Origin of the sequence: Bradyrhizobium arachidis (assembly GCF_024758505.1) — a bacterium.
In the GTDB taxonomy this organism is placed as follows: Bacteria; Pseudomonadota; Alphaproteobacteria; order Rhizobiales; family Xanthobacteraceae; genus Bradyrhizobium; species Bradyrhizobium manausense_C.
Genome location: NZ_CP077970.1, coordinates 5,947,858 through 5,973,855 on the forward strand (window position 1 = coordinate 5,947,858; position 25,998 = coordinate 5,973,855).

The following is a 25,998-nucleotide window of genomic DNA, read 5'->3' on the forward strand; positions in this document are numbered from 1 at the left end:
TAAGGATTCCCCTCGCCGCTACGACTTTCACCATCACGTCCGCGTCACGGCGACGGCAGCTTCAGCACCACAATCTCAATTGAGGCCCGATGCAATGGAACATGGATCATTCATCCCCGGCACCGAGGGTTTTCTCTTATGTTGGGAGTATCGGCTACGCATTAGCGTTGACGTCATCGTGCCATCAGCGGCATTCCGTCGAGCCGACGGCAACCGGTCCAGCAGGAGGTATCCATGTCCGATCTAGTCGCGATCGTGTATCCGTCCGAAGCGAAAGCCGAAGAGGTACGTCAGCGCCTCCTCAAACTGCAGAAGGAGTATCTCATCACACTCAGCGATGCTGTAATCGCAGTCAAAACGGATTCCGGCGGCATCAAGCTCAATCAGCTCGTCAACACGACCGCGGTCGGCGCCATGACCGGAAGCTTCTGGGGGCTCCTGATCGGCGTGCTGTTCCTCAATCCAATCGTCGGCGTCGCGATCGGAGCAGCATCCGGTGCGCTCGGCGGCGCGCTGTCCGATTTCGGCATCGACGACGCCTTCATGAAGGACCTGTCCACGACCCTTCAGCCGGGCAACGCAGCGCTGTTCGTCCTGATCAAGCACATGACCGCGGACAAGGTGCTCAAGGAGATCAAGGACGCCGGCGGGATCGTGCTGAAGACCTCCCTGGACGAGACCAAGGAAAAGGCACTGCGCGACGCACTCGCCAGCGCGGCGGAGCGGCCGGCAGCCTGAAGGGCTGCCGTTCGCCTCTCAACGCCGGCCGCCAGCAAGGCGCAGCATCATCATGAACAGGTTGATGAAATTGAGGTAGAGGGACAGCGCTGATATCACGGACTTGCGGCCGGCGGACGTTTCATCATCCCTGCTATCGTACATCGCCTTGATCCGTTGCGTATCGTAGGCCGTCAATCCGGCGAATACGCCGACGCCGACGATCGAGACCAGCCAGTCGAGCCCGGTCGACCGCAGGAACAGGTTGACCAGGCTTGCGATGATGATTCCGATCAGGCCCATGAACAGGAAGGTGCCGAGGCCGGACAGGTCGCGCCGGGTCGTGTAGCCAAAAATGCTGAGCGCCCCGAACGTTGCGGCTGCGATGACGAAGACGCGGGTGATCGAGGCGTTGGTATAGATGTGGAACAGGGTCGAGAGCGAGACGCCGACCAGCGCCGCATAGAGGAAGAACAGGAGGCGCGCGGTTGACACCGACAGCGTATTGATACGCGCGCCGATGAAGAACACCAGCGCCAGCGGCGCCAGGATGAAGACCCACATCACCGGATTCTGCAGCAGTTCCGGACCCGTGAGCTGGTAGGTCAACCACGCGACAACGGCGGTGAGACCGACACCCCCGGCCATGTAGTTGTAGATGCGCATCATGTAATTGCGCAGTCCGGCGTCCACCGCGGTCGCGCCGCCGCCGACCGTGCCTGATGTCGTGACGTTCTGATCAAAGTTGGACATCGCTTGCCTCCTCCCGAACTCGCGGAGCTAGGCCACGCTATTCCCCGGGCCCGAGGGACGGCATCGGACAATCACCCGAGTGCCGACGGCGAAAACCACGTATTCCGCTGCAACTGACGGTAGCACCGCGCCCGAGGTTTCGCGGCGACAATCCGCTCGTTACAAACGCGAAATCTGGAACCGCCGCTCACTTCTCATCCCTTTGGAGTACGCCTCTTACGGCTTTGTCACTTGGAGGCCGGCCGTGGTCCGGCTTAATCGGGCGGCATGCGCTTCTTTTTCCACATCGTCGACAAATATGGTCTTTCTCCCGATGGCATCGGATGCGACCATGCCGATCAGGACGCAGCCATCCTGCATGCCCAGCGCATAGCCGCCGAGCTCGCGAAAGCCGGCGAATTCTTCCGCTCCAGCGTCGTATTTGTGGCTCGTGCCGCCGTTCCCGGACCAGCATCATGCGGCTGCGATCAGGGCACGGCCGTCCCCATCGCGAAGGTCTGACGGCGGCCCACGGAGCACTCGCCGATTTCCTGCCCCTGCTCCCTACAGAGAAACCCTGATGTGCGAGCGGGAGAGCCGCCTCTAAGGTCTGGCCACGATTGGCCGGCATCCCTGCCAGCCTCAACTCGGACTGGAAGGCCATCTCATGGCGCCTTCGTCGAACGAGGCCGATCAGAAGCTCTCCCGCAACGCGCTGATCGCCCTTGTGATCGGCTCGATGGTCGGCTCCGGAATCTTCGCATTGCCCGCATCGTTCGGACGAGCCACCGGTGCATTCGGCGCGATCATCGCCTGGGTGATAGCAGGCGCGGGCATGCTCATGCTGGCTTTGGTGTTCCAATCGCTGTCCCAGCGCAAGCCCGACCTTGATGCCGGCATTTACGCCTACGCCAAGGCCGGGTTCGGAGACTATATCGGATTCGCTTCAGCCGCCGGCTACTGGATTGGCTGCTGTCTTGCTGACGTCGCCTGCCTCATTCTGATCAAGGCGACCCTCGGGATATTCTTCCCGGTCTTCGGCGACGGCACGACACCGATCGCCATTGCTTCGGCAACCCTGCTCCTGTGGGGCGTGCACTTGCTGGTGCTGCGCGGCATCAAGGGAGCGGCCGCGCTCAACACGGTCGCGACCTATGCCAAGATCATCCCGATATTGCTGTTCATTGTCGTGGCTGCGATCACCCTTGACCGCGAATTGTTTACCCGGAATTTCTGGGGAACGGAGCAGCCGGACCTTTCGGATGTCTTCACCCAGGTCCACAGCACGATGCTGCTCACCGTATTCGTCTTCGTCGGCATCGAGGGTGCAAGCGTGTATTCCCGCTATGCCCGGAATCGCGCTGACATCGGCTTTGCGACCGTCGCCGGCTTTCTGTCCGTCCTCTGTCTTCTGGTCCTCGTGACGCTCCTGTCCTACGGCGTTCTGCCACGCGAGGGCCTCGCCGCCCTGCCGACCCCGTCAATGGCGGGCGTGATGGAAGCGATGGTCGGCCGCTGGGGCGGCGCGTTCATCAGCGTGGCACTGCTGATCTCGATTCTCGGCAACTACCTGTCGTGGTCGTTGCTGGCTGCCGAGGTCCTGCATTCGGCGGCCGTCAATCGGACCATGCCCTCCTTTCTCGCCCGCGTGAACCTACACAACGTTCCCACGGGCGCGCTCTGGCTGACCAACTGCGCCATCCAGCTCTTCCTCCTCGTGACCTGGTTTGCCGAATATGCGTTCACGCTCGCATTGAAGATGACGAGCGCGATGACGTTGGTTCCGTATTTCTTTGTCGCGGCCTACGGTTTGAAGCTTGCCTGGCGCGGCGAGACCTACAACGCCCTCGAGCGGGCGCGCGTCGTCGACGGGGTCCGTTCAGCCGTCGCGACCCTTTACGCGGCCGGCATGATCTACGCCGGCGGGCCAAAGTTTCTCCTGCTGTCCTCCATCCTTTATGCGCCCGGAACGCTACTGTTCGTTCTTGCAAAACGCGAACGCAAGGAGGCGGCCTTCACGCCGTTCGAAGCCGTTCTGTTTGCAGCGATCATGCTCGCCGCCTGCGCCGGCGTCTATGCGCTCGCCATCGGAGCCATCTCGATCTGAACCCTGACCACCTCTTGATCACGTGGAGGCGAACATGAAGATCCGGACTCTCTGCGGCACTCTGATCCTGGCCGGACTGATGGCGGCTATCGTACCGCCAACCATGTCCCTGGCCCAGTCGAATGCGCCTGTCACATCCGCTCCAAAGGACACTGGCATGTCCGCGCCCAAGGACCAGACCAAGAGCGAGGCGAAGACCAAGAGCGCGACGCCCAATACCAACATGACCCCGACGAAGCACCGTTACTGGCGTCACCGCGGCGGCAAGCATCCCCACTATGGTAGCCGGCGCGTGCGTACCCAGGTTCAGGCGCCGCAGTAGGCAAACTCGATCCCAGCATGTTGGTCGACCGATGAATGACGCGAGCACAGAGGAGAGATACCGCGAGGTCGCACTGCGCGACGAGCCGGCTGATCGTCCTCGCGAAGCCGGACCGCGCAGCTTCTTGGCGACGGGACTGACCCTGCTCGTTGTCGGCGTCGCGCTGTTCCTGGTCTGGCAGACGGTCTCGAGCCTTCTCATCGTCTTCGCGGGCGTGCTGTTTGCGGCGTTTCTGGATGCGTCCGCGAGGGCCCTGGCGCCGGTCATTCCGCTCAATCGCGCCTGGCGGCTGACGCTGGTGCTGTTGCTCCTCTCCGGCGTCGTGGGATTCGGGCTCGACTGGGGAGCGGGCAAGCTGCCGGAGCAGACGAGGAACTTGATCAAGGTGATGGATACGCAACTCGACATCGTCCAGGAACACCTGCTGTCGTACGGCGTGGAACTGCTCGGACCCGAAGGCGGCCGCAATTTCTCGCAATGGCTCTTCTCCGATCAGGGCAGGTTTCTCAGCCATGCCCAATTCGTGCTTGGCGGCGCATCAAGCCTGCTGACCGGCGCCCTAGTGATCCTGTTCCTCGGGATCCTCTTTGCGTTCGATCCGACCAGCCATCGTGACAGCCTGGTCATGCTGGTGAAACAATCCTATCGCGTACGGGCCAGAGCCGTCATGGACGAGATGGGCACCGTCATGCGGCTGTGGTTCGTCGGGCAATTGATCCGCATCATCCTCATGACGCTGTGCGTGTGGATCGCGCTCTACTGGATCGGGCTCCCCGGACCTTTCGTGCTTGGATTGCAGGCGGGCCTCTCGAATTTCATCCCCTATCTCGGGCCGATCGTGGCCGCCATTCCGATCGCGCTGGTGGCAATGCCGCTCGGCGCCTCGCTGCTGATCTGGGCCGTCGTCATCTACACAATCATTCAGTCGATCGAAGGCTATGTGATCGGCCCGCTGATCCAGCGCCAGGCGGTCGAGATCCCTCCGGCCTGGACCTTGGTCGCGATCGTTCTGCTAGGCGCGCTGTTCGGCGTCATGGGCATCGCGCTCGCCATGCCGCTCGTCGCCGTCGGCCGGGTCGCGATCATCAGGTTCTATGTCGAAGACTGGCTTGGCGATGACCCCAAGCAGGAACTCAACAAGCAGACATTCAACGGCGAACCATGAGTGGATGGTCATGAGCGAGATTGATGTGCAGCGGAGCGAGGGTGCAGAAACTTCCGTGCCGCAGTCGGGAATGGCCCACTTCCTGTGGCAGCAATTGCCTTACGTTGTGGCGCTGGTGCTCGCGGTCGCCGGCGTTGCCTACACCAATGTCTCGCACCAGCCTCTCGTCGGCTATTGGGAATTTTTGGCACTGGCCATCGGCGTGGTCTGCGTCATCACCAAATGGCCGGAGGTTGAGGGCAAGCAGGCGCAGCTTCGGTTGATCTGGACCCAGGCGCTGCACTGGGTCGCCGTGCTGGTGACGATGAACATCATGCTGGTGTCGGGCGTCCAGCAGCTGCTTCCAACACCTGCTACCGGTCTCGTCCTCCTGACCTTGCTCGCGCTCGGCACGTTCCTCGCGGGCGTGAGCCTTTTGTCGTTGCAAATCTCCTTCCTCGGCCTTGCGATGGGCGTGACCGTCCCGGCCATATCCTGGCTGAAGCAGTCCATCTTCTTCTTCCTGCTTGGCGGCGTCCTCTTGATCGGACTCGGCCTCACGTTCTGGCTGCGTCAGGACCGACGGCCCGCGCCTGCGAACACCAAGAGCCACGTGGAGGTTTGAATGCGAATGATGCGATTTTTCGGAGCCATCGGCGCATTGGCACTGCTTTGCACCACCGCCCTGCCCGCGCGCGCCGAGATGTTCAGGGTCGGCAGGCTCCTGTGCTCGAGCACACCACGCGTCGGACTGGTCCTCGGGTCGGCGCAGGAGTTGCGCTGCGTGTTCGTCACCAGATCAGGCAGACAGTATATCTACGACGGACGGATCCGGCGCGTCGGCCTCGATCTCGGCGTCACCAGCGCCGGCACGCTGTCCTGGGCGGTCTTCGCCAAGAACTCCCAGGTCGGCTCCGGCACCCTGCGCGGCAACTATGTGGGCGCGAGCGGCAACCTCGCCTTCGGCCCCGGCCTCGGCGCCAACGTGCTGATCGGCGGCTCGCGCCGGAGTGTCATGTTGCAGCCGCTCTCGATCGAGCGATCGATCGGGCTCAATCTCGCGGCGGGCGTGACCAATCTGACACTGGGGCCGAGAGGACGGCGATAGTTTGCAGTGGTGATGGATCGACGCAGTCACGGTTGGATGCATTGGAACATTCCCGCCCCGTCGCTCAGGGTTTCGTCTGATGTCGACGTTGCGGGTCGGAAGATACCATCCCGGGAGTGCCGATCACGACGCAGATCAGGAGCATGGCATGACAGTCTATGAACGCCATTCCGGCATCGAAGCTCTGGGTCCGCCTCCACTCTGGGTCTGCGCACTGCTTGGCATCGTGCTGATCGCCGCCGGATTCTTCGCGCTCGGCGACATCGCCTTTGCGACCATCCTCAGCGTCAAGCTGATCGGGCTGACGGCGATCGCAGCCGGCGCGTTCGAGATCATGCATGCGTTCTGGACCAAGGGATGGGGCGGCTTCCATTGGCAGATCATCCTCGGCGCGCTCTATCTCGCTTTCGGACTCCTGCTGCTCACGCAGCCGGCGTCCGGCGCCCTGATCCTGACCTATCTCCTCGGCGCCGTGCTGATCGCGTCCGGCGCCATTCGGTCCGTGCTGAGTTTCGCCCGCTGGCGACAGGGCGGCTGGATGATGCTGATCTCCGGCACCTTCGGATTGCTCGCCGGTGTTTTGATCCTGTTCGGTTTCCCCACCATCAGCGTCTGGCTCCTTGGATTCCTGCTTGGCGTCGACCTGATCTCGCATGGCCTGGCGTGGCTACTCTATGCGGTTCAGTCCGTGCGCCGGACCGCGTAGCAAGAGAGGAGAAGACGATGAACACTAGCCGCCGGGCTTTCCTGGCCCTCGCTCAGAATGCTGTTGCCGCCGCAGCGATCGGCGCCGTCGGGGTACGTTTTATCGACGCTGCAGAAGCGATGCCGATTGATCCCAATCTTGGCCTGGCCGGCAAGCCGTCAGACGTCCTGACTGAAGCGCAGTGGTGGGGACCACCGCCTGCTCCCGGCTGGGGCGCTCCCGGTTGGGGGCCAGCCCCCGGCTGGGGCCGGCCACCACCGCGCACGCGCCGCTGGGTTTGCTGGTGGGATCGCGGTCGGCGCCGATGCGGCTGGCAGTCGGGACCGGCGGCCGCTCCTGGTTGGGGAACTACTCCCGGTTGGGGCCCTGCCCCGGGCTGGGGCCGGCCGCCGCGGCGCAGGCGCCGCTGGGCTTGCTGGTGGCATCGCGGTCGTCGTCATTGCGGATGGCGCTGGTACTAGAAGCGTCTCTCGCGGTCCACGCAATGTATCAGCGGGTTTGTCATGAAGACTGCACAAGCCTCTACCCCGGTGACGAAGCGATCCGGACGCAACAAGCACCGAAGGCTTGTTGCGGCCGTTCTGGCGGCTCTTCTCGTTGGGACGATCTGCTACGGCGTGTCGATATGGCGAGCGACACCACCGCTGACACTCCAGGGCAACATCATCATGGGGGTTGCCGCCATCCTGGTTCTCGTGGCCGGGTGCGGCCTGATCACGCTCATGTTCTACAGTTATCGCAGGGGTTACGACGAGTCCGCGCGCAGCAATCGGCCTTCGCAGGAGTGAGCTTGTTCTTCGGAGACCGCTGATCCTCTCAGTTCTTTCCGCGCTTGGGGCAAGGAGTGCAAGATGTACCTTGCGAAGGTCTCGCTCAGACTGCTCGCAGCGAGCCTTGTCACGATCGCTATGTGCGGGGCTGGCTCGACCCAGCCAGCTCCGGGCGGTGCGCCCGCGGTCGGTGTCGTCGAGGCGACCAGGCGACCCATCACCGAGACCAGCGAATTCCTTGGGCGGATCGAGGCGATCAATCGGGTCAACGTCGTCGCGCGAGTCACCGCGTTCCTGGAACAGCGGCTGTTCAACGAGGGCGCCGAAATCAAGAAAGGCGACGAGCTCTATCGGCTCGAGCGCGGTCCCTTCGAGGCCGATCTCGCATCCAAAGAGGCGCAGGTCGCGCAGCTCCAGGCTACGCTCGACAACGCGAAGCTGACGACTGAGCGCGCGCGCACCCTGCTCGGCGGACCGGCCGGCCAACAATCCACCTATGACGCGGCAATCGCGAACCAGCGCAGCCTGGAAGCCCAGGTGCAGGCCGCACAGGCACAGGCCCAGGCGTCCCGAATAAATCTCGACTACACGCTGATCAGCGCGCCGATCGACGGCAAGATAGGACGCACAGCCGTGACAGAGGGCAACGTCGTCGGTCCAAGCTCAGGCGTGCTGACCACCATCGTGAGCCAGGACCCGATGCACGTCACCTTTCCGGTGCCGCTGCGCCAGGGGCTGGAACTGCGCGAACGATACGGACCGCAAGGCGGCCTGGAAGCGGTGGTGATCAGGCTGCGGCTGCCGGATGGCCGCACATACGGCCAATCCGGCAAGCTGAATTTCGTCGACAACACCATCGCGCAAAACACCGATACGATCACCGTGCGGGGCGAGATCGCCAACCCGATCCTGCGTGCCCCTTCGGCAGCAGGCGTGACCGTTCACGAGCTGACCGACGGCGAATTCGTCACCGTCGTTCTCGAAGGTGTGCAGCCGGTCGAGGTGCTCGCAATCCCCCGCTCCGCAGTGCTCTCCGACCAGCAGGGCGACTACGCGCTCACCGTCGGCCCCGACAACAAGGCCGAGCAGCGGCGTATCCAGCTCGGACAGTCGACCCCCACCATCGCCGCCGTGATCAGCGGCCTTGCGGCCGGCGATCAGGTGATCGCCGAAGGACTGCAACGCGTTCGCCCCGGCCAGATCGTGTCGCCGGGACCGGCAAGTCCGTTGATCCTGTCGAGCATGAAGCCCGGCGCGGGCGATGCGGCTCCGCACGCGGATCGCGGCACCTCCGGCACGGCGCGCCCGGCGGACACCAAGCCATGATATCCGGCGTATTCATCGATCGTCCGCGCCTGTCGATGGTGGTTGCCTTCATCATCACCATCGCTGGTGCGCTGGCACTCACGCAAATCCCGGTGGCGCAATTTCCGGACATCGTGCCGCCGCAGGTCACCGTCGCCGGCACCTTCCCCGGCGCCTCCGCGGAGGTCGTCGAGAGCAGCGTCGCCCAGCCCCTCGAAGCGCAGGTGATCGGCGTCGACCGCGCGCTCTACATGAAATCGACCAGCGCCAATGACGGCACCTATACGCTCACGGTGTCCTTCGCGCTCGGCACCAATCCCGACATCAATACGGTCAACGTCAACAACCGCGTCCAGAGTGCACTGTCGCAACTGCCTACGGAGGTGCAGCAACAGGGCGTGACCGTGCGCAAGCGGTCTTCGGCGATCCTGCAATTCCTCGTGCTCTACAGCGCCGACGGACAGCAGGATCCGCTCTTCATCACCAACTACGCCATCATCAACGTGCTCGATGCCCTCGCCAGCACGTCCGGGGTGGGCCAGGTCAACCTGTTCGCCAAGATGAACTACTCGATGCGGATCTGGTTCGATGGCCAGCGGCTCACCAGCCTCAACCTGACCCCGTCGGACGTCATTGCCGCCATCCGTGCGCAGAGCGTCCAGGCGCCGGTCGGCCGCATCGGCGCACGACCGGTCAGCGACGACCAGCAATTCCAGTTCAACGTGCAGACCCTCGGCCGGTTGGCGACGGTCGATCAATTCGCCAATGTCGTTCTTCGCTCAAATCCCGATGGTTCGTCACTGCTCGTCAAGGACGTCGCCCGCGTCGAGATGGGCGCGCAAAGTCTCGACAGCGAAGCGCGGATCGACGGGCGCGCCGCCGTGCCGGTCGCGATCTACCTTGCGCCCGGCGCCAATGCCGTAACCACGGCGCGGGCCGTGGCGGAGACGATGCAGCGGCTGGCCGTGCGGTTTCCCGCGGGCCTGAACTACCTCGTGCAATACGATTCCACGAGCTTCGTTCGAGATACGATCGCAGAGGTGTTGCGGACGCTGGCCGAGGCCTTCGTCCTCGTGGTGATCGTGGTTTACCTGTTTCTCGGCAACCTGCGCGCCACGGTGATTCCGGCCATTGCCGTCCCGGTGAGTCTGGTGGGGACCATCGCCGTCCTGCTGGCGTTCGGCTACACGGTCAATACGGTGTCGCTGCTGGCGATGGTGCTCGCCATCGGCATCGTCGTGGACGATGCCATCGTCGTCGTCGAGAACGTCGAACGCGTCATGGAGGAAGAGCCGGATATTTCTCCGGCCGAGGCCAGCAAGAAGGCCATGACGCAGATCACCGCGCCGATCATTGCAATCACGCTGGTGTTGCTTTCCGTATTCGTGCCGATCGCATTCATCCCCGGCATCTCCGGCACACTGTTTCGTCAGTTTGCGGTGACGATCAGCGCCGCTATGATGATTTCGGCGCTGAATGCACTGACACTGTCGCCCGCATTGTGCGCGCTGTTCCTGCGTCACACCGGCCCTCGGCGCGGCATCATGGGCCGCGTCCTCGGCGGCATCGACTGGCTGCGCGATCGCTACAGCGGTGGCGTCCGGCGGCTGGTGCGCGTGGCCGGACTATCGCTCCTCCTCGTCGCGGTGTTTGCCGCCGGCATCTTCGGCATGTCGCTGATCACGCCAACGGGGTTTTTGCCGGAGGAAGACCAAGGCGCCTTCTTCACCTCGGTGCAACTGCCGGACGGCGCGTCGGTGGCGCGAACCAGCGAAGTCACCCAACAGATCGAACAACTCCTGAAGCAGATGCCGGCCGTCGACCACGTCCTTGCCATCATCGGCTTCTCCCTGCTCGACGGCGCGTCCGAACCGAACAGCGCGCTGGTGGTCACACGCCTGAAGCCGTTTGCCGATCGTACGGCGGCCGCGGATTCGGCCCAAGCATTGATCGCACGCACCTTCGCGGCCGGTGCGCAGATCCGTCAGGCCAACGTGCTGCCGTTCAACCTGCCGCCGATCATCGGGCTCTCCACCGGCGGCGGATTCGAATACCAGCTCCAGGCGCTGGAAGGACAGAGCCCGGCCGCAATCTCCAGCGTCACGGGCGCGCTGATCGGCGCCGCAAACGCCGATCCGCGGCTGGCGCGCGTCTTCTCGACCTTCACGGCGACCAATCCGTCCTTGTATCTCGACATCGACCGCCGCAAGGCGCAGGCGCTCGGCGTCGGCATCAACGACATCTTCACCGCCCTGCAGGCGACGCTTGGCGGCATCTACGTCAACAACTTCAACCTGTTCGGCCGCACCTGGCAGGTGAACGTTCAGGGCGAAGCGTTCGATCGCGCGGACATCTCAGACATCTGGCGAATCTACGTGCGCAACAGCACGGGCGAGATGGTGCCTTTGCGATCGCTGGCCGGCGTCAAGATCGTGACCGGGCCCCAGGTGATCACCCGCTACAACAACTATCGCTCGGTGACGGTCAACGGCAGCCCGGCGCCGGGCGTTTCCTCAGGCACTGCGATTGCCACGATGGCACAACTCTCCGATGCCGTGCTGCCCTCGGGTTACAGTTTCGCGTGGACCGGCACCGCCTATCAGGAGCAGCAGGCCGCCGGCCAGACCGGCACTGTGCTCATGCTCGCCGTGTTGTTCGCTTACCTATTCCTGGTCGCGCTCTATGAGAGCACGATCATCCCGATTCCGGTGCTGCTGTCGGTCGTCGTCGGCGTGCTGGGCTCCTATGTCGGCATCAAGCTCGCGGGCCTCAATCTCGATCTCTACGGCCAGATCGGGCTCGTGGTGCTGATCGCACTCGCCGCCAAGAACGGCATTCTGATCGTCGAGTTCGCGAAGGAGCGCCGTGAAGCCGGCGTGGGCCTCAACGACGCGGCGATCCAGGGAGCCCATATGCGCTTCCGTGCGGTCATGATGACCTCGGTCGCCTTCATTCTGGGTCTCTTGCCGCTCGTGATCGCAGCTGGTGCCGCAGAGATCAGCCGCAGAGCTGTCGGGACCGCCGTCTTCGCCGGCATGCTCGCCGCAAGCTCGATCGGGATCTTCATGATCCCGATGCTCTACGTGACATTCCAGCGCCTGCGCGAGCGCGCCAAGGAGGCTTCCAAACCAACCAATCGGCTGACGCCGCCTGTGGATGACACGGTCTAGACCATGACAAGCAATCGAAAACGCTGGCTGATCGCCCTTCTCGTCGTAGTCCTTGGCGCAGGCGGCTATTTTGCCTGGCAGAGGCTCGGTGGCGACAGCCTTCCGCCCGGATTTGCCAGCGGCAATGGCCGCATCGAGGCCGTCGAAATCGACATCGCGACCAAGACGGCCGGGCGCATCCGCGACATCCTCGCCCGCGAAGGCGATCTGGTCTCGGCGGGACAGGCGCTGGCGCAGATGGACACGGTTCAGCTCGAGGCGCAGTACCGCCAGGCGCAGGCGCAGCTACGCCGTGCCAAGATCGGCATCGACACGGCCAAGAGTCTCGTGACCCAGCGCGAGGCCGAGAAGAAAACCGCGACTGCGGTGATCGCGCAGCGCAGCGCTGAACTGGATGCGGCCGCTCGCAAGCTGCAGCGTTCCGAGCAATTGATCAGGACCAACGCCGTGTCGCAGCAGGTGCTCGATGACGACCGCGCGGCTGCCAACGGGGCGACAGCGGCCGTAGCGGCGGCGGAAGCGCAGCTCGCGGGGTCGGAAGCTGCGATCAGCGCCGCCGAAGCACAGGTGGTCGATGCAGAAGCCGCCGTCGAGGCAGCGAAGGCCGCGATCGAGAGCATCAAGGCCGACATCAACGACTCGACGCTGCGTGCGCCGCGTGATGGACGCGTCCAGTTCCGCGTGGCCCAGCCGGGAGAAGTCCTGACCGCTGGCGGACGCGTGCTCAACCTCGTCGATCTCGGCGACGTCTACATGACCTTCTTCCTGCCGACGGCGCAGGCCGGCCGCGTCGCCATTGGTTCGGAAGTCCGCCTCGTACTCGATGCCGCTCCGCAATGGGTCATTCCCGCCAAGGCGACGTTCGTCGCCAATGTCGCGCAGTTCACACCCAAGACGGTCGAGACCGAAGAGGAGCGTCAAAAGCTGATGTTCCGCATCAGGGCACATATTTCACCAGAGCTGCTGCGGAGAAACATCGAACAGGTCAAGACCGGCCTACCCGGCCGCGCCTTCATCCGCCTTGATCCGAATGCTGAGTGGCCGGCTCAACTGACGGAACATCTGGTCAAATGAGCATCCCGTCGAACGGAGAGCGCCCCCTTCCTTCGGCGCCCGTGATAAGCCTTGCGGCGGTCGGGCTGTCCTACGGCACGACGCGCGCGCTCGACGGCATCACGCTCGATATTCCTTCAGGGCGCATGGTCGGCTTGATCGGACCCGACGGCGTGGGCAAGTCCAGTCTGCTTGCCCTGATCGCTGGCGCGCGCACGATCACGGAGGGACGGGTTCACGTGCTCGGCGGCGATATGGCCGACGCGGTACACCGACGGCGGACCTGTCCCCAGATCGCCTACATGCCGCAGGGCCTGGGCAAGAATCTCTATCCGACCCTGTCCGTGTTCGAGAATGTCGATTTCTTCGGCCGCCTGTTCGGCCACGACAGGCGCGAACGCGAGCAGAGAATCCGACAGCTCCTGAAGGACACGGGCCTTTCCCCCTTCACGGATCGGCCCGCCGGCAAGTTATCCGGCGGCATGAAGCAAAAACTCGGCCTCTGCTGTGCACTGATCCACGATCCCGACCTGTTGATCCTCGACGAGCCGACCACCGGTGTCGACCCGCTCTCGCGCCGGCAGTTCTGGGAGCTGATCGAGGGTATTCGCGAAGGCCGTCCCGGCATGAGCGTGATCGTCGCCACCGCCTATATGGAGGAGGCAGCGCGCTTCGATCTCCTGGTTGCCATGGACGACGGGCGCGTGCTGGCGACCGGCACGCCCGCCGAGCTGCTGCGGCAGACCGGGACGGGTAATCTCGATGCGGCCTTCATCGCCCTGCTCCCCGAGGAGCAACGGCGGGACCACAAGGAGGTGGTGATCCCGCCTCGCGTGGGCGATCAGCACGACGAGATCGCCATCGAGGCCGAGCAGTTGACGGTGAGGTTCGGCGATTTCACCGCCGTTGACCGTGTGAGCTTTCGCATTGCCCGTGGCGAGATCTTCGGCTTCCTCGGCTCGAACGGTTGCGGCAAGACCACGACCATGAAGGTTTTGACCGGTCTGCTGCCGGCCAGCGAAGGCGAAGCCAAGCTGTTGGGGCACGAGGTCGATCCCAATGACATGGAGATTCGCCGTCGTGTCGGTTACATGTCGCAGGCCTTCTCGCTCTATTCCGAGCTGACGATCCGGCAGAACCTGGAGCTGCATGCCCGCCTGTTCCGGCTTGCGCCCGACAGCATCGACGGCCGGATCCGCGACATGGTCGAGCGCTTCGACCTGACCAAGGTGATCGACGCCCTGCCCGACGCGCTGCCGCTCGGCGTCCGCCAGCGTCTGTCGCTTGCGGTCGCCATGATCCATGCGCCCGACATCCTGATCCTGGATGAGCCGACCTCCGGCGTCGACCCGGTGGCGCGCGACGGCTTCTGGCAGATCCTGTCCGATCTGTCGCGGCAGGACAACGTCACGATTTTCGTCTCGACCCACTTCATGAACGAAGCGGAGCGCTGCGACCGCATCTCGCTGATGCATGCCGGCAAGGTGATGATCAGCGATACGCCGGGACGGATTGCGGAGCGGCGCGGCGGCGGCAGCCTCGAAGAGGCCTTTGTTGCCTATCTCACGGATGCGATCGGCGCACCCGAAACCGCCGAGGCTGACACCGCACCGCATCCCGCGATAAAAGCTGCAGCCGCCCAGGCGCCCGGCACGACGCACGGCGCGTCGAGCTTCTTCGATCCGCGACGCATGTTTGCCTACACGCAACGCGAGGCGCTCGAACTCAAGCGCGATCCGATTCGCGCAACCCTTGCCATCGTCGGCAGCCTGATCCTGATGTTCGTGATGGGCTACGGCATCAACATGGACGTGGAGAATCTCTCCTTCGCCGCCATGGATCGCGACGACACTACGATCAGCCGCGACTACGTCCTGCAAATCGCGGGCTCGCGCTATTTCACCGAACTTCCGCCAATCACCGACTATGACGATCTCGATCGCCGCATGCGTAGCGGCGAACTCAGCCTCGCGCTCGAAATTCCGCCTGGCTTCGGACGCGACGTGGCGCGCGGCAGCGACGTCCAGATCGGCGCGTGGGTCGACGGCGCGATGCCCTCGCGCGCCGAGACCGTGCGAAGCTACGTGCAGGCGATGCACACAACCTGGCTGACGCAGCGTGCCCGCCAGTTCTACGGCAATGCCGCCACGAGCGGCGATTTCGGGATCGAGGTCCGCTTCCTCTACAACCCCGACATCAAGAGCATCGTAGCGATGGCGCCCGCCGTGATCCCGATCCTGCTTCTGATCATCCCGGCGATCCTGTCGACACTGAGCGTCGTGCGCGAGAAGGAGTTGGGATCGATCATCAACTTCTACGTCACGCCGGTCACCCGCCTGGAGTTTCTCGTCGGCAAGCAGATTCCGTACGTCGCGCTCGCCATGCTGAATTTCTTCCTGCTGACGGCGTTTGCCGTGTTCATCTTCCGTGTTCCCTTCACCGGCAGCTTCGCAGCCTTCGCCAGCGCAGCGCTTCTCTACACTATCGTCACCACCGCGATGGGCCTCGTGATCTCGGCGTTCATGACGAGCCAGATCGCAGCCATCTTTGCGACCGCGCTGCTCACCATGATCCCGGCGACGCAATATTCGGGGCTGGTCGACCCGGTGTCATCGCTCCAGGGCGCGGGCGCCGTCATCGGACGGATCTACCCGACCGCCCATTTCGTCACGATCACCAGGGGCACCTTCTCGAAGGGGCTCGAGTTCGGCGATCTGTCCGGACCGTTCATTGCGCTGCTGATCACCATCCCGGTGCTGCTCGGCCTCGGCGTCGCACTCTTGAGGAAACAGGCGAACTAGTCATGCGGACAGGCAATATCGTCGAGCTCGGCATCAAGGAGTTGCGGGGACTGTTCCGCGATCCGATGATGCTGGGGCTGATCGTCTATGCCTTCACGGTCTCGATCTACACCGCCTCCAGGGCACAGCCGGAGACGCTCAACCAGGCCGCGCTTGCCGTCGTCGACGAGGACAAGTCGCCGGCCGCCACGCGCGTCATCACGGCGTTCAACCCGCCTTTCTTTACGGTCCCGCGGCTCATTCCGCAGTCGGAGATGATGGCCCGCATGGACGCGGGCCTCGACACCTTCGCGCTCAACATCCCGCCGAACTTCCAGCGTGACCTGCTGGCGCGAAGGTCGCCTGCCATCCAGCTCAATGTGGATGCGACCCGCATGTCGCAGGCATTCACGGGAAGCGGATATATCCAGTCGATCCTCACCGCCGAGGTCGGGGAGTTCCTGTCCCGCTACCGTTCAGCCGCACCCCTCCCGATCGATCTGGCATTGCGGGCGCGCTTCAACCCCGAGCTCAACAAGGGCTGGTTCGGCGCCATTAACAACGTCATTTCCTCGGTCACCATGCTGTCGATCATTCTGACCGGGGCGGCGCTGATCCGCGAGCGCGAACACGGCACGATCGAGCATCTTCTGGTCATGCCGGTGACGCCATTCGAGGTCATGGCGAGCAAGATCTGGTCGATGGGCCTTGTCGTCCTCGTGGCCGCGAGCGTGTCGCTCATCTTCATCGTGCAGGGATTGCTCGCGGTCCGAATCAGCGGCTCGATTCCGCTATTCCTGTTCGGCACCGCGCTCTATCTTTTCGCCACCACCAGCATGGGCATCTTCCTGGCGACCGCCGCCGGCAGCATGCCGCAGTTCGGTCTGCTCCTGATGCTCGTCCTGATGCCGCTTCAAATGCTGTCGGGCGCGACAACGCCGCGGGAGAGCATGCCCGAGATCATCCAGAACATCATGCTCGCCGCCCCCAACACCCACTTCGTCATCCTCGCGCAGGCCGTGCTGTTCCGCGGCGCCGGGATAGCCGTGGTCTGGCCGCAGATTGCCGCCCTGCTGGCGATCGGAGCGATCCTGTTCTTCTTCTCTTTACAACGATTCAGAGAATTCTTGCGATAACGGACTCACGCGCCACATACGGTCACCCGACCATCTGTATCGATCAGGCGCGCCTGGACATTCGGACGGCTGGCGACGATGTCCAGAATGCGAGGAATGGCCATCAGGCTAAACGCGGTCGAGAGAGCGTCGGCTTCGGTTGCACTTGGCGCCACCACGCTGACCGTTCGATAGAGGGACGGACTGCATCCCGTTTTGGGGTCGAAGAGGTGCGTGAACAGGCCGGCGGCGTCGAAACGGAATCCAGCGCCGGCCGTTGTCGCGACGGCGCGGTCGACGAGATCGATCGTCTCGGTGAGCGCACCGGGTCGATCCGGATCCGCAAGACCGACACGCCACGGCCCACCCTCGGGCCTCGGTCCGATTGCGCGTATCTCTCCCATATTGACGAGGGTCGTCGACAAGCCCGCCTCTCGCAGTTTCTCGACGACCTTGTCGGTTGCGAACCCCTGCGCAATGCCGTTCAGAGTAATTGCAGCGCCGCGATGCGCCAGAGCAATGCGATCCCGCCTCACCAGCAGCCCGCGCCAGCCGACCCTCGTCAGCACTTCAACGACTTGCTCCCGCGGCGGCCCGTTCGGATCCGGACGCTCTGATGAGAAGTGGTCGGCATAGAGCCGCCACAACGGCTGAACGGTCGGATCGAATGCGCCGTCGGTCAGGTCGGCAAAGGCCAGCGAGGCCTCCAGCAGAGCCACCATGTCCGGATCCGGCGCAACGAGGACGCCCGTGCGGTTGAGCGTGCTTATCGCGGAGTCCTGACGATACAGGCTGAATTGCTGCTCCAGCCTCCGCACGTCGAGAAGACAGCTATCGACCAATCGCGCTGCCTCGGCACGCTCCGGGTGATAGATATCAATCGAGACCTGTGCCCCAAGCGCCGATCCGTGCCAGCGGACAGCTTCTCCCGCTCGAGCGATGCGGGCGCCGCCCACGAAAGCGGAACCTGCTGCCGCCGCCGTGATTGCAATCATCCGCCGCCGCGTGAGATTGGGATTCTGCATCATCGAGATCCTCAGTTGAGCCTGACATCCCCACGATCATGTTCGACAGACCCGCCTGCCGTATCACTCCCCAGCACGTAGGCGCCGGGAATTTCCGCAAGCGTCACCACGCGCCCGCCATTGTCAGCCGCGAACCCATCGGCTGCCGCCCGGTCGCCGAACGGCACCGCCTCCGCCGCGCCCATGCCGCCCTGCCTGCGGCTTTCGATCACGAAAAACGCTTTCCGCGCGTCGATCCAGTTCGTTGCGCCAGGCTCCTCCCAACTCGCCGCGCGGGACATGTCCGAGACGTAGATCGCCCGGATGTCACGCGGCTGATCCGGCATCAAGGTGAACGCCACGGTATCCCGGACCGAGGAGAACCAGAACGGATCGATGCGGCCCACCGTGATGATCTGCCCCTTGGGTCCGGGATGCTCGGTCAGGTTCATGCCGCAAAAGACGCCCATCGCATCGCGGGTCAGCGGAAATGGCGGCGGCATGTTGGTATTGCCCGTGTCCGCATTGCAGCCAACGAGAAGCAACGCCGCGAAGATGATCGCACCGATGGATCTTGGGGTCATAGTTCCCTCCGCGCGAAGAAGGTTGTCGCAAGCCCGAGCGGCGCCACGATCCAAACCAGCAGCCCCAGCAATAGCGCAGCAATGCCGGTGGTCGCGGTTCCCGACAGCCCGGCCATGCCGGAAAACTGGCTCACATTGAAACCGGTGAGATTCGCCAGGCGGTAAAGATCCGTGGGATTGAGAAACAGAAGCCATTCGAGGACCGTTGCCGAGACGATCTGTCCCTGGTCGACCACCAGGATACCAAGCAACGCCATATCGAACACCAACACCATCAAGAGCCAGATGCCGACCGACACGCCTGCCGCGGTGCCGCGGTCGCGAACCAGACTGCTGATCAAGTATCCTATCGCCACGAACACAGCCCCAAGCATGATCGACGTCCCAAGCATGGAAGCGAAGGCGTACCAGCTTGCCGCCAGTACGGAGGCGCCGGTGATCGCGAGCGCGGCGGCCGCCGCGCCGTAACCGAGGATCGTCGCGAAGGCGAGGATCAGGACGTGACCGCAGAATTTGCCGAGGATGACCTGGCCGCGACCTACCGGGTAGCTCAACAGCAGGATCATCGTCCCCCGCTCCATTTCACCGACCACAGCATCATGCGAAATCAGAAGCGCGATCAGCGGCAACAGAAAGATCGTCAGGCTGGACAGGCTGACGACCACCACGTCGAGGGCGCCGGCACCCACATTGCCTGTCGGCGCGCTGCCGAGGAACGTCAGCGACAAGGCAAGAGCGGCCAGCAGCAGCGTGGTGGCCAGCACCCACCGATTCCGCAGGCCTTCCTGGATCTCCTTGAAGGCGATAATTGCAACTGTCCTCACGCGGCCTTCTCCTGCGTGTTGAGGAAATGTGCGTAGAGATCGTCTAGGGTCGGCGCCGCAATTTCGATATTCTTGACCCGGGGATCGTTCGTCACCGCGCGCAACAGATCCATTTTTCCCTTTTCATCAGCTACCAGCACAGTTCTTCGCCCCGCGGCCGAAATAGTCTCGTCCACGATCGGGCCGGCAATTGCGTCATCGGCGCCGGCCTCCAGATCGAGCGAGACCCGGATCGGCAACTGCGAGATCGAACGCAGCTCCGCCAACGTGCCTTGCGCGACCAACCGGCCGCGGTTCATGATCAGCACGTGCTCCGCGCGATCTTCGAGTTCGTTGAGCGCGTGGGACGAAATCAGGACGGTGGCGCCATCGTCCCGCAATTCGTTCAGAATCTCGTAAAACGTTTGCCGCAGCGCCGGATCGAGTCCCGTGGTCGGCTCATCCAGCAACAGCACGCGCGGCTGGCCGAGCAGCGCCTGGGCCAGCCCCAATCGCTGCCGCATGCCCTTGGAATAGGTCCCGACGCGACGATCGGCGGCATCGCTCAATCCGACGCGGTCGAGCAGCGCCCATGCCGAGGCCGGTTTGATGTGCTTCAGACGCGCGTAGAACGCCAGTGTTTCGCGCCCCGTGAGGGCCGCGTTGAAGGCGACGTTTTCGGGAAGATAGCCAAGGAGCCGGCGTGCCGAAAACTCCCCCGCCGCCGGATCCTGCCCCATCACGCGAATTTCGCCGCGGTCGGAGCGGATCAACCCCAGCATCAATTTGATCAGCGTGGTCTTGCCGGCGCCATTATGGCCCACCAGCGCGCTCAGCCGCCCGGGGACGAGAGAGAACGAGACATCGCGCAGCGCACGCACCTTGCGATAGCTCTTGTCGACACCGGTCACGGACACGGTAGCGGTCATCTATGGCTCCACGCGAACGAGGGCTTCGGCGGCGGTGCCACCAGCGGATGGCTGTCAACGACGCCGCCGGGATAGAGAGCCGGAAACTGCGCCTGCGCCCAGCGCAAAACCTGCACCGCCGGACTGTTGATCAAGACCTTGGCGGACGGCGCCGTCCACAGCACGCGATCGACCAGATCGTTGGGCCGATAAGCGGTGTCGGCAATGCCGTCTCCGTTCAGGTCGAACGCCGGGTTGTCGCTCCAGTAATTGCCGCGTCCGCCCTTCGACCAGTCGAGATCGCGCGTGCCGACGTATTTCACCTGGTTTCGGTTGCCGATAAAGGCATTGCCGGAAATTTCGTTGCCTTCCGAGCCGGCCGTGAAGTGAACGCCGATGCCGCACCGTTCGAACCAGTTGTTTCGGAACTTGTTGTGGTTGGTGTTGTAGATGAACACGCATTTTTCCGGCCCGCTGCGCACATCCCGCGCCGGCCTTATATCGGGCACCATGTCCTTCTCGTCGCTCGGACCTTCGCGGTCGACCGCAACATTGGCCAACGGACCGCCAACGACCCGGTTGCCGTCAATCTCGGCGTAGTTGGCGTAGTTGAACAGTATCCCGTAGTCCCGGTCGCGGTCCGAGACGTTGTTGCGGATCACAAGTCGGTTCGAATACATGATGGCGTAGCCGACGGTATTGCGCACGGAAAAATTGCCGCTGACTTCGCTGTCGTTGGTGTACATGTAGTGAACCGCGAAGCGCACCTGTTCGAAACGGTTGTTGATGAAGCGGTCCTTGCGGCTGGTAATCGTGAAGATGCCGTCTCGGCCGTAGCGGAAGGTGTTTTCCGCGATGGTGACGTCGGGCGCGTTCCAGAGTGACACACCATTCCCGCTCTCGCTGCGGCGGCCCTCACGCAATCCTTCGATGACGTTGCGTTCGACGCGGGAGCCCGCCGCGCCGTGAACGTAGATGCCGAACAGGTTTCCTTCCAGGCGGTTGTTTTCGATCACCGCACGCTCTGCGGTCTTCTCGAGAAAGATCCCTGAATTCATGGCCTGGAGATCGCGGCCGGATTCCCTGATGGTGATACCCCGGATGGTGACCTCCGGCGCGACCACGGTGATGACATTGCCGGACCCGCCGCCACTGAGCACGGCACCGGGTGATCCGTTCAAAACGAGGCGACGGTCAATCCTGATCCCACCCTTGTAAACGCCGGGCGCCAGCTTGACGACATCGCCTTCCTGCGCGCGGTCCAGCACCGCTTGAAGCGGCTGGTCCGCGACGGCTTTCAGCTCCGCCGCGCTGGTGGGACCGACAACCCCGGCGACGAAGATCGCCGCCGGGATGAGACGTTGCAGGAGACGCACGATCTGTCCTCGTTTCAGGCCATCTTGGGCTCGACAAACATGCGGCCCTTCATCTCCATGTGCATGGCATGACAGAACCACGAGCAGTAGTACCAGTAGACGCCGGGCTTATCGGCCGCGAACGACACCGAGGCCGTCGCCATCGGCGCCACCTCCATCTGGATGCCATAGTTCACGATGCAGAAGCCGTGTGTCAGGTCCTCCACGGCGTCGATGTTGGTGACATAGACGGTCACCTGGTCGCCCTGCTTGACCTGGAAGGTCTCGAGGCCGAACGCCGGCGCCGTCGAGGTCATGTAGACACGGACCTTGTTGCCGTCGCGGATGACCTTGGAGTCGGCTTCGAGATTGATCCCGTCGGCCTTCGCCTGCTTCACCGCATCCGCGAACATCGGGTCGGCTCGATCCCAGATCGAGATCGGGTTGATTTTTGACCGATGGACGATCGTTGCATCGTGCGGCTCGGCGAAGCTCGGACCGTCATGGACCAGAGTCATCTTGTCGCCCGATATGTCGATCAACTGATCGTTCTCCGGCTTCAGCGGACCGACATTGAGGAAGCGGTCCTTGGAGAACTTGTTCAGGGAGATCAGCCACTTTCCATCGGCCTCCTTGGTCTGGCCCATGGAGGAGTGGTTGTGACCGGGTTGGTAGTGAACGTCGAGCTTCTGGATGATGGGATCGACCTTCTCGCCCTTGAACGCGCGTTTTGCGAGATCGATGCTCCACTTGCAGACCTGGCTGTCGAGGAACAGCGTCGTGTAGGCGTTGCCTTTGCCGTCATAGGCGGTATGCAGCGGCCCAAGTCCAAGTTCCGGTTCGGCCACGACGACGTCGCGCGGCTTGATCTTGTCATCGAACAACTGGTCGAACAGCCGAACGTCCATCACCGTGACGGTCGGCGACAGCTTTCCGGCCGCGACGATATGGATGCCGTCGGGCGCGGTGTTCATGCCGTGCGGGTTGTTCGAGACCGGGACGTAACGCGTGTAGGGGGAGCCCTTGCGGCCATCGAGCACCGGCACGCCGTTCAGTTCCTTGAAGTCGCCCTTCTTCACACCCTCTTCGATTCGCTTGAGGTTGAAGATCACGACCCAATCCTGCTCGTTGGCCGTCATCTCGGCCAGGGTGACGCCTCCTTCCGCATTGTAGCAAGTCGAGAACGCATATTTGCCTTGGTAGTCGGCATCGACGTTGTCGAGATTGCCGTCGACGATCACCTGCCACGCGACCTTCATGGTATCGGCATCCAGCGCCGTGAAGATCGCCTGGTATTCCTTCGGCTTGTCCAGCACCTTGCCGTCGTTCGGAAGCGGCACGCCATCCTCGCCATTGCAGAACACATATCCGGTGCGGGGATATTTTTGCAGCCGGAGACCGTGGACCGTATGCTGGTTGGGCAACTCGATGATCTTGTCGCACTTCATGACGTCGAGGCGCACGCGCGCGACCCGGGTATTGGCCTTGTCGTTCATGAACGCATAGCGGCCGTCATAGGTGCCGTCGGTGAACGTGATGTGCGGGTGATGCAGGTCGCCGTTCATGAACGTGCCGCCGCGGTTCTTGAGCAATTCGCGCGTGGCCGGCTGCATCCCTTCGGTCAGCACCTTCAGGCTCTCATTGGTCTGTCCCCATCCCGTGGCGCTGCAGCGGTTGAACACGGGAACGCGCATCAGTTCGCGCATTGAGGGCAGGCCGACAATGCGCATTTCGCCGGACTGGCCGCTGGAGAAGAACACGTAATATTCGTCGAGTTCGCCCGGTGCCACCTCGGTCTTCTGCACCGCCGGGCGCGCAGCTGGCGCCTTTGGTGCTGCCTTGGTCTGCGCGTCCGCAGTCGTAACGAGGCCGCGACCGTCGCTCGACAGGCCGACCCCGCCCGCAAGGCCTACACCGGCCGCCGCAGCCGTGGTCCCCAACAAGGTACGCCGGCTGACGGATTTTCCATTTTCGTTCTCACTCATGTTGGCCTCCTGGGCTTCAAGTTGACGGTGGGGTGATGGCTTCTGCGCGCGGTAGCGCAACTGGCTTGCCGGACGCCGTGATGATCGTGCCAGGTCCTTTGCCGCCGCTGCGCATCGACGACGACGACAGCGCTTCGCGCTTCTCGCGCTTCAGCCGGACCTGGATCATGTGCGGACAGCGATGGTCGTCGAAGTAGAGTTCCTGACAATGCATGCAGTAAATGCATTCATTGACATTGATGTGCCCTTCGGGATGGATCGCCTGCACGGGGCACTCGTTAGCACAGCGCTGACAGGGCGAGCCGCATTCAGGCCAGCGGCGCAGCCATTCGAACATGCGGATGCGACCCGGAATCGCCAGCGCCGCGCCAAGCGGGCACATGTAACGGCAGAAAAAGCGCTCGACGAACAATCCCGCGGATAGAAGCGTCAGCGCGTAGATGACGAACGGCCATTCGCGCGCGAACTTCAGGACGATCGTCGTCTTGAAGGGCTCGACTTCCGCGAGTTGCTCCGCAAACGCCGTCGAGTACAACGACATCCCGAAAAGGCCGAGGAAGATGATGTACTTGAGCGGCCACAGCCGCTCATGAAGACCCCATGGCAATCGATATTGCGGAATCTTCACCGCCTGCGCGACGTTGTTGAGCAGCTCCTGCAACGCGCCGAACGGACAGAGCCAGCCACAGAACGGGCCGCGTCCCCAGAACAACAGCCCGGCGGCGATCGAGCACCACAGCAGGAAGATCAGCGGCGCCGAGAGGAAGTATTCCCAACTGAAGCCGGTCAATAGTGAATTGGCGAACGTCAGGACGTTGACCACCGACAATTGTGCATTCGCATACCAGCCGAGCCATACCAGGATGAACGCGAGGTAAGCCCGGCGCACCCAGGTGTAGACCTGCGGGCGGCGCACGAGTTGATTCTGGAAAAAGAAGATCAGCGTGAGCGCGCCAAGCGCAAGCACCGTCGTGCCGATCTTGACGATGTTGCCTCGCCAGATCTTCGTCCACAGCGGCTCGTCCTCGGCTGCAGGGGTCGCCGCGGCACCGTGCTGCTCTGCCGTCGATACGGGCGCCCCGCCCGGCGTCTTGGCCGGCTGGGCGGCTGACTGTTGCGCCGCGGGCTTGACCGGCTCGCGCTTCACGTAGGCATCGGGCAGCGCATATCCCAGTTCGAAGGTCACCCATGCCTTGTCGCGCGCGCCCACGACGCGCTGCACGAGCAGTTGCAGCGTCCACGGTTCAGTCGGATCGAAGTTGAACTCAGCCGGCACGACAAAAAGTGCGATCTCGGGAAAGTCGGGCGCACCCTCGGCTTCGAGGCTCCCCAGCCGGGTGTGGTCGCGATCGCGGAAACGGATGCTGTTGGTCTCCTGGATCAGTTCGATCCGGTCGAAGATCCCGCCGCGAACGTAAGCCGCCCCCTTGAAGGAGTAGCGGCCCGCCCCCGCAACGACGAGAGCCTGCTGGCCCGGCTTGAGCCTCGCGGCCAGGCGATCGTACCCATCGTTGCCAAGCAGGCTGCGGCCGATCGTCGGCACCGCAACGTCGGCGACATACAGGTCGATGAAGGTGTCGCCGGGTTCTCCTTCCTCCGGACGGGCTGCCGCTGCCGCATTGCCGGATTTCTCGAAAGCCTGGTTGACATCGGCAAGGGAGAGGGTCAGGCGGCGAACGGAGCCGTCACCGACCAGGCTTTGCCAATCGCGGATCGCACTCTTGCCGGGATCAATAGCCTTGGCGGCTTGAGGCGCAACGCCGGCAGGCGCATTGCCCGGAGCACCGAGACGACCGCTCCTGATGAGCTTGGTCGCGGACCGGACGATGCTGTCCCCCATAACGAGAACGGTCACCGTCGCGCCGCTGACAATATCGACCTGCGGCGCCGGCACCGTTCCGCGCACGACGGGATCCATGTCGGTGCCGATCAGCTTGTTGACGGCTTCCAGGATCCGTTTTTCCGGAATACCCACGAGAACGATGGGTTCCTTATGCTCGACCAGCTTCAGGCCGGTCAGGACGCCCTTCGGGTTGATTCCGACCAGAAGCTGGATCGGCTTGCCCGAGTAGCCGGTTGCGTTGGCGAAGTCTGAATTCAGATAGACGAAGCCGAGAAGCTGGTCGTCTTTGTATGCCGGTACGATCGCCGGATCGCCTTGCGGTAATCCAAGCCGGTTTGCACCGGGAACGAGTTCGCCCGGTTCGGCTTTCGGCAGATAATCGGCCAGTCTGCCAGACGCATCGGCCGGACAGCCAAAGCCGATCCAGCCGAAAATGGCCAGGGCCACACCCAAGAACAGTTGGATGTTGAAGTACTTTCTCAAGGGC

The 25,998-nt window shown here is 63.3% G+C and carries 22 protein-coding genes; 14 read left to right on the top strand and 8 right to left on the bottom strand.

Annotation, left to right across the window (positions count from 1 at the left end; genetic code table 11):
* Nucleotides 1-234 precede the first annotated feature (234 nt).
* Entirely contained in the window at nucleotides 235-738 is a 504-nt protein-coding gene (locus KUF59_RS27645; protein WP_212459254.1) for a DUF1269 domain-containing protein, read from the top strand.
* Between the two features lie 18 nt (nucleotides 739-756).
* On the opposite strand, the gene KUF59_RS27650 is transcribed toward KUF59_RS27645, so the two are convergent.
* Complete coding sequence (locus tag KUF59_RS27650; RefSeq protein ID WP_212459255.1) at nucleotides 757-1,470, bottom strand: Bax inhibitor-1/YccA family protein; 714 nt, start codon at nucleotides 1,468-1,470, stop codon at nucleotides 757-759.
* A 267-nt stretch (nucleotides 1,471-1,737) separates the two neighbouring features.
* Here KUF59_RS27650 and KUF59_RS27655 point away from each other — a divergent pair, with 267 nt between their 5' ends.
* From KUF59_RS27655 to KUF59_RS27715, 13 genes are all read left to right on the top strand, one after another.
* The gene (locus KUF59_RS27655) at nucleotides 1,738-1,971 is read left to right on the top strand and encodes a DUF6894 family protein (RefSeq protein ID WP_212459312.1); all 234 of its coding nucleotides are present in this window, start codon (nucleotides 1,738-1,740) and stop codon (nucleotides 1,969-1,971) included.
* 145 nt (nucleotides 1,972-2,116) lie between these two features.
* Complete coding sequence (locus tag KUF59_RS27660; RefSeq protein ID WP_212459256.1) at nucleotides 2,117-3,556, top strand: basic amino acid/polyamine antiporter; 1,440 nt, start codon at nucleotides 2,117-2,119, stop codon at nucleotides 3,554-3,556.
* A gap of 34 nt (nucleotides 3,557-3,590) precedes the next feature.
* Nucleotides 3,591-3,878: a hypothetical protein gene (locus KUF59_RS27665; RefSeq protein ID WP_212459257.1), complete on the top strand. Its 288-nt coding sequence runs from the start codon at nucleotides 3,591-3,593 to the stop codon at nucleotides 3,876-3,878.
* Nucleotides 3,879-3,909: 31 nt separating this feature from the next.
* Complete coding sequence (locus KUF59_RS27670) at nucleotides 3,910-5,043, top strand: AI-2E family transporter (RefSeq protein WP_212459258.1); 1,134 nt, start codon at nucleotides 3,910-3,912, stop codon at nucleotides 5,041-5,043.
* A 10-nt stretch (nucleotides 5,044-5,053) separates the two neighbouring features.
* Complete coding sequence (locus KUF59_RS27675) at nucleotides 5,054-5,647, top strand: hypothetical protein (RefSeq protein WP_212459259.1); 594 nt, start codon at nucleotides 5,054-5,056, stop codon at nucleotides 5,645-5,647.
* Nucleotides 5,648-6,130: a DUF992 domain-containing protein gene (locus tag KUF59_RS27680; protein WP_212459260.1), complete on the top strand. Its 483-nt coding sequence runs from the start codon at nucleotides 5,648-5,650 to the stop codon at nucleotides 6,128-6,130.
* A gap of 148 nt (nucleotides 6,131-6,278) precedes the next feature.
* On the top strand, nucleotides 6,279-6,836 hold the full coding sequence (locus tag KUF59_RS27685; protein WP_212459261.1) for an HdeD family acid-resistance protein: 558 nt from the start codon (nucleotides 6,279-6,281) through the stop codon (nucleotides 6,834-6,836).
* A gap of 503 nt (nucleotides 6,837-7,339) precedes the next feature.
* Nucleotides 7,340-7,624 carry a hypothetical protein gene (locus KUF59_RS27690; protein ID WP_212459262.1) on the top strand — a complete coding sequence of 95 codons (285 nt, stop codon included), beginning with the start codon at nucleotides 7,340-7,342 and terminating at the stop codon, nucleotides 7,622-7,624.
* A 63-nt stretch (nucleotides 7,625-7,687) separates the two neighbouring features.
* On the top strand, nucleotides 7,688-8,932 hold the full coding sequence (locus tag KUF59_RS27695) for an efflux RND transporter periplasmic adaptor subunit (RefSeq protein WP_212459263.1): 1,245 nt from the start codon (nucleotides 7,688-7,690) through the stop codon (nucleotides 8,930-8,932).
* Nucleotides 8,929-12,081, top strand: coding sequence for an efflux RND transporter permease subunit (locus tag KUF59_RS27700; protein ID WP_212459264.1), 3,153 nt, complete (start codon nucleotides 8,929-8,931; stop codon nucleotides 12,079-12,081). The genes KUF59_RS27695 and KUF59_RS27700 overlap by 4 nt, the downstream gene beginning before the upstream one ends.
* Nucleotides 12,082-12,084: 3 nt before the next feature.
* Complete coding sequence (locus KUF59_RS27705) at nucleotides 12,085-13,155, top strand: HlyD family secretion protein (protein WP_212459265.1); 1,071 nt, start codon at nucleotides 12,085-12,087, stop codon at nucleotides 13,153-13,155.
* Nucleotides 13,152-15,935 carry a ribosome-associated ATPase/putative transporter RbbA gene (gene rbbA, locus KUF59_RS27710; protein ID WP_212459266.1) on the top strand — a complete coding sequence of 928 codons (2,784 nt, stop codon included), beginning with the start codon at nucleotides 13,152-13,154 and terminating at the stop codon, nucleotides 15,933-15,935. The genes KUF59_RS27705 and rbbA overlap by 4 nt, the downstream gene beginning before the upstream one ends.
* 2 nt (nucleotides 15,936-15,937) lie before the next feature.
* Complete coding sequence (locus KUF59_RS27715) at nucleotides 15,938-17,050, top strand: ABC transporter permease (RefSeq protein ID WP_212459267.1); 1,113 nt, start codon at nucleotides 15,938-15,940, stop codon at nucleotides 17,048-17,050.
* 5 nt (nucleotides 17,051-17,055) lie between these two features.
* On the opposite strand, the gene KUF59_RS27720 is transcribed toward KUF59_RS27715, so the two are convergent.
* The 7 genes from KUF59_RS27720 to KUF59_RS27750 are packed head-to-tail and all read right to left on the bottom strand — an operon-like array spanning nucleotide 17,056 to nucleotide 25,958.
* Entirely contained in the window at nucleotides 17,056-18,054 is a 999-nt protein-coding gene (locus tag KUF59_RS27720) for an FAD:protein FMN transferase (protein ID WP_212459309.1), read from the bottom strand.
* Nucleotides 18,055-18,065: 11 nt separating this feature from the next.
* The gene (locus KUF59_RS27725; protein ID WP_212459268.1) at nucleotides 18,066-18,617 is read right to left on the bottom strand and encodes a nitrous oxide reductase accessory protein NosL; all 552 of its coding nucleotides are present in this window, start codon (nucleotides 18,615-18,617) and stop codon (nucleotides 18,066-18,068) included.
* A complete protein-coding gene (locus KUF59_RS27730; RefSeq protein ID WP_212459269.1) occupies nucleotides 18,614-19,441 on the bottom strand; it encodes an ABC transporter permease subunit in 828 nt (275 codons plus the stop codon). The genes KUF59_RS27725 and KUF59_RS27730 overlap by 4 nt, the downstream gene beginning before the upstream one ends.
* On the bottom strand, nucleotides 19,438-20,349 hold the full coding sequence (locus tag KUF59_RS27735) for an ABC transporter ATP-binding protein (RefSeq protein WP_212459270.1): 912 nt from the start codon (nucleotides 20,347-20,349) through the stop codon (nucleotides 19,438-19,440). The genes KUF59_RS27730 and KUF59_RS27735 overlap by 4 nt, the downstream gene beginning before the upstream one ends.
* Nucleotides 20,346-21,704, bottom strand: a complete 1,359-nt coding sequence (locus KUF59_RS27740) for a nitrous oxide reductase family maturation protein NosD (protein ID WP_212459271.1) — start codon at nucleotides 21,702-21,704, stop codon at nucleotides 20,346-20,348. Before KUF59_RS27740 ends, KUF59_RS27735 begins: the two co-directional genes overlap by 4 nt.
* 14 nt (nucleotides 21,705-21,718) lie before the next feature.
* Nucleotides 21,719-23,668 (bottom strand): TAT-dependent nitrous-oxide reductase, encoded by a 1,950-nt coding sequence (nosZ, locus tag KUF59_RS27745; protein ID WP_212459272.1) that lies wholly within the window; start codon nucleotides 23,666-23,668, stop codon nucleotides 21,719-21,721.
* Nucleotides 23,669-23,684: 16 nt separating this feature from the next.
* Nucleotides 23,685-25,958: a NosR/NirI family protein gene (locus KUF59_RS27750; protein ID WP_258770036.1), complete on the bottom strand. Its 2,274-nt coding sequence runs from the start codon at nucleotides 25,956-25,958 to the stop codon at nucleotides 23,685-23,687.
* Nucleotides 25,959-25,998 lie beyond the last annotated feature (40 nt).